This is a genomic window from Mesorhizobium sp. M5C.F.Ca.IN.020.29.1.1 (assembly GCF_003997375.1).
Lineage (GTDB): Bacteria > Pseudomonadota > Alphaproteobacteria > Rhizobiales > Rhizobiaceae > Mesorhizobium > Mesorhizobium wenxiniae.
The window spans coordinates 1-4,783 of record NZ_RZSW01000494.1 but is presented as its reverse complement, the minus strand read 5'-3'; the positions used below and the strand labels follow the sequence as shown (position 1 = coordinate 4,783).

Annotated in this window: 6 protein-coding genes and 1 pseudogene; 2 read left to right on the top strand and 5 right to left on the bottom strand. The window is 65.8% G+C overall.

Annotated elements, in window-relative coordinates; genetic code table 11:
• Window positions 1-327 (bottom strand): annotated as a pseudogene (locus EOA85_RS27985) (hypothetical protein); the annotation flags it as partial.
• Between the two features lie 8 nt (window positions 328-335).
• The gene (locus tag EOA85_RS27980) at window positions 336-1,208 is read right to left on the bottom strand and encodes a S1C family serine protease (protein ID WP_127211922.1); all 873 of its coding nucleotides are present in this window, start codon (window positions 1,206-1,208) and stop codon (window positions 336-338) included.
• 271 nt (window positions 1,209-1,479) lie between these two features.
• Between EOA85_RS27980 and EOA85_RS27970 the strand changes: the two genes are divergently transcribed.
• On the top strand, window positions 1,480-2,427 hold the full coding sequence (locus tag EOA85_RS27970) for a trypsin-like peptidase domain-containing protein (protein WP_127211921.1): 948 nt from the start codon (window positions 1,480-1,482) through the stop codon (window positions 2,425-2,427).
• 3 nt (window positions 2,428-2,430) lie between these two features.
• On the opposite strand, the gene EOA85_RS27965 is transcribed toward EOA85_RS27970, so the two are convergent.
• Together EOA85_RS27965 and EOA85_RS27960 are read right to left on the bottom strand one after the other, a co-directional pair.
• Window positions 2,431-3,231 carry an arginase family protein gene (locus tag EOA85_RS27965; protein ID WP_245486077.1) on the bottom strand — a complete coding sequence of 267 codons (801 nt, stop codon included), beginning with the start codon at window positions 3,229-3,231 and terminating at the stop codon, window positions 2,431-2,433.
• Window positions 3,232-3,464: 233 nt separating this feature from the next.
• Complete coding sequence (locus EOA85_RS27960; RefSeq protein ID WP_127211920.1) at window positions 3,465-3,878, bottom strand: VOC family protein; 414 nt, start codon at window positions 3,876-3,878, stop codon at window positions 3,465-3,467.
• 65 nt (window positions 3,879-3,943) lie between these two features.
• On the opposite strand from EOA85_RS27960, the gene EOA85_RS27955 reads away from it, so the two are divergent.
• Entirely contained in the window at window positions 3,944-4,570 is a 627-nt protein-coding gene (locus tag EOA85_RS27955) for a TetR/AcrR family transcriptional regulator (RefSeq protein WP_127211919.1), read from the top strand.
• Here the strand turns inward: EOA85_RS27955 and EOA85_RS27950 are convergent.
• On the bottom strand, window positions 4,512-4,783 hold a 272-nt coding region (locus tag EOA85_RS27950; protein ID WP_245486075.1), incomplete at its 5' end, for a LysR substrate-binding domain-containing protein. The genes EOA85_RS27955 and EOA85_RS27950 overlap by 59 nt on opposite strands.

Genomic DNA, 4,783 nt, shown 5'->3' with positions numbered 1-4,783 from the left:
CAGCAGATCGTCCGCTGCCGCCGGCAGCACGGCAAACACGGTATCGGCGGGCCGCTGCCGCCTGCCTCGTTGAGACAAGAGCACCTGGGGCATCGCGGGATCGGTGGCCGCACCTTCCAGCCCTCCGCCCTCCAGGGCTTCTCTTTCCAGGCTATTGTCATCGACGACCGCGACATCGGCTTTGTCGCCGCTCTCGCTGTTGCCAGCCACAATCGGCAGCAGATCGTCAGTCGCGGCAAGGGCCGTGGACAGGTGTTCGGCACGTACGGCGTCATCGAGCGCGATCAGCACCGTCAGCCGCCGCCCCGTGATCCCGTGACTTGCCATCTATCTTCTCAGTTCAGCGGCTTTTCGCCGATGGTCAGCACGACATCGCGCCGTTCGCCGCCGCGTGCCACGCCGAGCGTCACCGACGCGCCGGCGCTGTCAGGCCCGAGCCTGCGGATCAGGTCGCGCGGGCCATGCACGGCTTCGCCGTTCCACGACACGATGATGTCGCCAAGATGCAGGCCGGCGGCCTCCGCCGGGCCATTGTCGTCGAGGCTCATCACCATCGCGCCATGCGTGTCGCCGTTGCGGATCGGATGCAGGCCGGCGCCGAGATAGCCGCGCGCGACATGGCCCTTCTCGCGCAGCGTCGCTGCCGCCCGCTCGATCGTCTCGTAAGGCATGACCAGCGCCCGCCGGCGCGGCCCGAACAGCAGCATGCCCATCAGTGCGCCCTTGGCGTCGAGCACCGGGCCGCCCTCGAAACGGCCGCCGGCATTGACGGCCAGATTGATGCGTCGGTCGATCGTGCCGCCGCGCATCGAGCGCCAGGCCGGACCGACCTCACCGACCGTGCCGAATGCGGCGAGCCCCGCGCCGTCGCTATTGCCGATGGCGATGGCGAGATGGCCCGGCCGCACCGTGCCTGCCTTGGCCAGCGACGGCACGTCCGGCGCGCCGGTCGGCTTCAGAAGGGCCGTCCCAGTGGATGGATCGCGGCCGACCAACTCAGCCTTCACCTTGTCGCCCGAAGAAAGCGTCAGCTCGATCTCCTCGCCGGCCTCCACCGCCTCCTCGGCAGCGATAAAATAGCCGTCGCGCCAATGGAAGGCGGTCGCGGTGCGACGCTGATGCGTGGCGAAGCTCGCCGTCGCCGGCGCCGCTGCGGCGGCGATATCGGCGATGGCGTCGGAAAATGCGCTCAGATTGAAGTCGCTCATGTTGGTCTCCTGGGTTTTTATCGCATCGGCCCGAAAATCGGAATCGATTTTCGGAAAGCACGATGCGAGAACTCAAAGTCTTAGAGCGTACTTTGAGAGTCCAATGGACGCTCCTCGCTCTAACCCAGATATCGCTCGGCAGCGCGTTCGCGGGTACTCGCCTGACGGCTAGTTGGGCGTTGGACTGGCCATCTGGTCAGGTCGCGGCCGATCCGGCCGCTCCGCACATATAGGCATCCTTCATCTTGCTCTAAAGACACGGAGCCCTGCCATGTCCCTCCCCGCCCAGCAATTGCAATTCGACGATGCGCTGCTCGATGATTATTCGGCAACGGTCGCCGATGCCGTGGACCGCATCGGTCCCGCCGTCTGCCGCATCGAGCGCATCGGTGGTGCCGGCGGCCAAGGCTCCGGCTTCGTCCTCACGCCGGACGGGCTGGTCGTCACCAACTTCCACGTCGTCGGCGATGCCCGCACCGTCCGCGTCACCATGCCGGACGGCGTCTCCAGAGAAGGCCGTGTTCTCGGCCGCGACCCCGACACCGACATCGCGCTGGTGCGTGCCGACGGCAGCTTTGCCGATATCGCGCCGCTCGGCGATTCCAAGCGTCTGCGGCGCGGCCAGATCGCCATTGCCATCGGCAACCCGCTCGGCTTCGAATGGACCGTCACTTCAGGCGTCGTCTCGGCGCTCGGCCGCTCGATGCGCGCCTCCACCGGCCGGCTGATCGACGACGTCATCCAGACCGACGCAGCACTCAACCCCGGCAATTCCGGCGGACCGCTGGTGTCGTCGGCGGGCGAGGTCATCGGCGTCAATACCGCCATGATCCATGGTGCGCAAGGCATCGCCTTCGCGGTTGCCTCCAACACCGCCAATTTCGTCATTTCGGAGATCATCCGCTTCGGCCGCGTCCGCCGCGCCTTCATCGGCGTCTCGGCCGACACGACAAACCTGCCGCGCCGCGCCGCCCTGCTGTCGCAAGTGTCGAGCAGCACGGCGGTGCGCCTGCGCAGCGTCGAGGCGAACAGCCCGGCGGCCAAGGCCGGGCTCAGGGAAGGCGACATCATCGCCGCCATCGACGGACGCCCGGTGACCGGCGTCGACGATCTGGTGCGCCTGCTCGACGCCGAGCGCATTGGCCGCGAGACGCTGTGCACGGTGGTGCGCCGCTCCGGCATTACTCAGGTCACGGTGATGCCGGTGGCGCGAAGCTAACGATTATCGCGACGGATAGATCTGGCCAAGCAGCGAAACCAGCAGCACGGCCAGTTCTCCGGTCGGATCGAGGTCAGGATCGAAAATGGTCATATCCATTCCGGTGCAGCGCGGATCCGCTACCAGCGCCGCGAGAATGGCGACGAGATCGTCGGGATCGATGCCGGGACTGCCTGGTGAATCCACCGCCGGCATCACCGTCTGATCGAGCGCATCGACGTCGAAATGCACCCAATAGGGCCAGCCGGTTCGCGCCAGTGTGGTCCAGGTCTTTTCCAGGACCTTTGCCGCGCCAAGCTCTCGCACGGCAAAGACGTCGATCAGCGTCATCGCGGTCGAATTGACGTCAGGCCAGGCAAAGTCGGGGTCGCGGTTCTCGCGTTCGCCGATCTGAATCACCTGTTCGTCCGCAACAAGGGGGCTTGCGATTTCAGGCCAGTCGGTCAGCAACGGCTCGCCACGTCCGGTGGCGAGCGCAAGGTCCATGCCGGCGACCGAGCCGAGCGAAGCGTTGATGTCGTAGTTGCCCGGATGGCGGAAATCGCTGTGGCCGTCGACATGGACCAGCGCCAGCGGACCAGATCGCCGTGCAGCAGCCAGTGCGCCAAGCAGGACCGCGCAGTCGCCGCCGACGACCAGCGGGAATTCGCCTCGGCCCAGCGCGCCGGCAACAACTTCGGCGAGTCCGAGGTTGAAACTGCGTATCGCGTTGCCGTTGCGCAGCCGGGTGCCCGGCTGCGGCACCGTGCTATAGGCGGGCCGATCAAGATCAACCACTTTGGCGGGCGCAAGCGTCTCGATCAAGCCGGCTTCGGTCAATGCCTGCGGCGCACGCCACGTCCCCGGTATATGATCTGGTCTCAGCGGGCGGAGGCCAAGGTTTGAGGGTGCGCGGACAAGGCAGATTTCACGCATGGAATGGTCCCAAGGTTGCCAAGCTTACCATAGACCGCGAATGCCCGCCCGGTCACGCGGCCCGAGCCGTCCCCTCACCTCTGCCGACAGTTCCTGTCGGGGGGCGTCGTTCAGGCTCCCCGTCACCCTTCAACAAACTGCGCCAGGAACTCCGCGCTCGGCGGGATCGGCTTAATCACGTCGATCAGCACGCCATTGGGGTCTTTGGTGATGAAATGACGCTGGCCGAAGGGTTCGTCGCGCAAGGACCGCAGGATCGGCAGGCCGGCGGCCAGGATCCGTTCGTAGACCGCGTCCGGATCCTTGACCTCGAAATTGATCAGCAGCCCCGAGGTTCGGCCACGCCCCTCCTCAGGTATTGTCTCGTGGTCGCCTTGGACGATGCCAAGATTGACCCGGCGATCCTCGGCCGACTGCAGATGCACATACCAGTCGCTCGCAAACAGCGGCTTGAAACGGAAGTGCTTGATATAGAATGCCTTCGTGCCGGCAACGTCGCCCGTCATCAGCACCGGATAATAGCTCGTCGTCTTCATCTTTCCTTCTCCCGTCAGATAACATACAGTCTGCATGTCAATTGTATAACATACAGGCTGCACGTATGCAACAGGAACCCGCGCGCCGCTCCAACCGCGATCGCACCGAAGCGACGCGCGCCGACCTGATCGCCGCGGCGCGAAAACTGTTCACCGAGAAATCCTATGCAGAGACCGGCACGCCAGAGATCGTGGCTGCGGCCGGCGTCACGCGCGGCGCTCTCTACCACCACTTTGCCGACAAGCAGGCGCTGTTCGCCGCGGTGGTCGAGCAAGAGGCGGCGGCTGTGGCGGAAGAGATCGAGCGCGCCTCGCCGCCCTCACTGTTTGCCCGTGACGCGCTGATCGCCGGTTCCGATGCCTACCTTGCCGCCATGCGCGCACCCGGCCGCACCCGGCTGCTGCTGCTCGACGGACCGGCCGTGCTCGGCCGCGCCGCAATGGACGACATCGATAACCGCCACGGCAACCGTTCCTTGCGCGAGGGCCTCGTCGCGGCGATGCGCGCGCAGACCATGACAAGATTGCCGGTGGAGGCACTGACCGCGCTGCTTGCCGCCGCCTTCGATCGGGCGGCGCTCGCTGTCGAGGCCGGCGCCGAGACCGGCCCCTATCGCGAGGTGCTTGTCGCCCTTATCGATGGACTGTCTCCGACTCATCCTCAGGCACCTGGCCCGGCTCGAACTCGTTGAAGCAGCCGAGCTGCCGTTTGAACTGATCGATCAGCCAAGCTGCCGCGGGTTTCGGGCTGCGGTCGGTGCGATGCATGGCAAACAGCGGCGAACGCACCTCGCTGTAAGGCTCGAGGTCGAGTTCCACCAGCCGGCCACTCGCCAGATCATCGGCGATCAGCCATCGCGGCAGCCCGCCCCAACCCAGACCCTCACGCATCAGCATATGCTTAG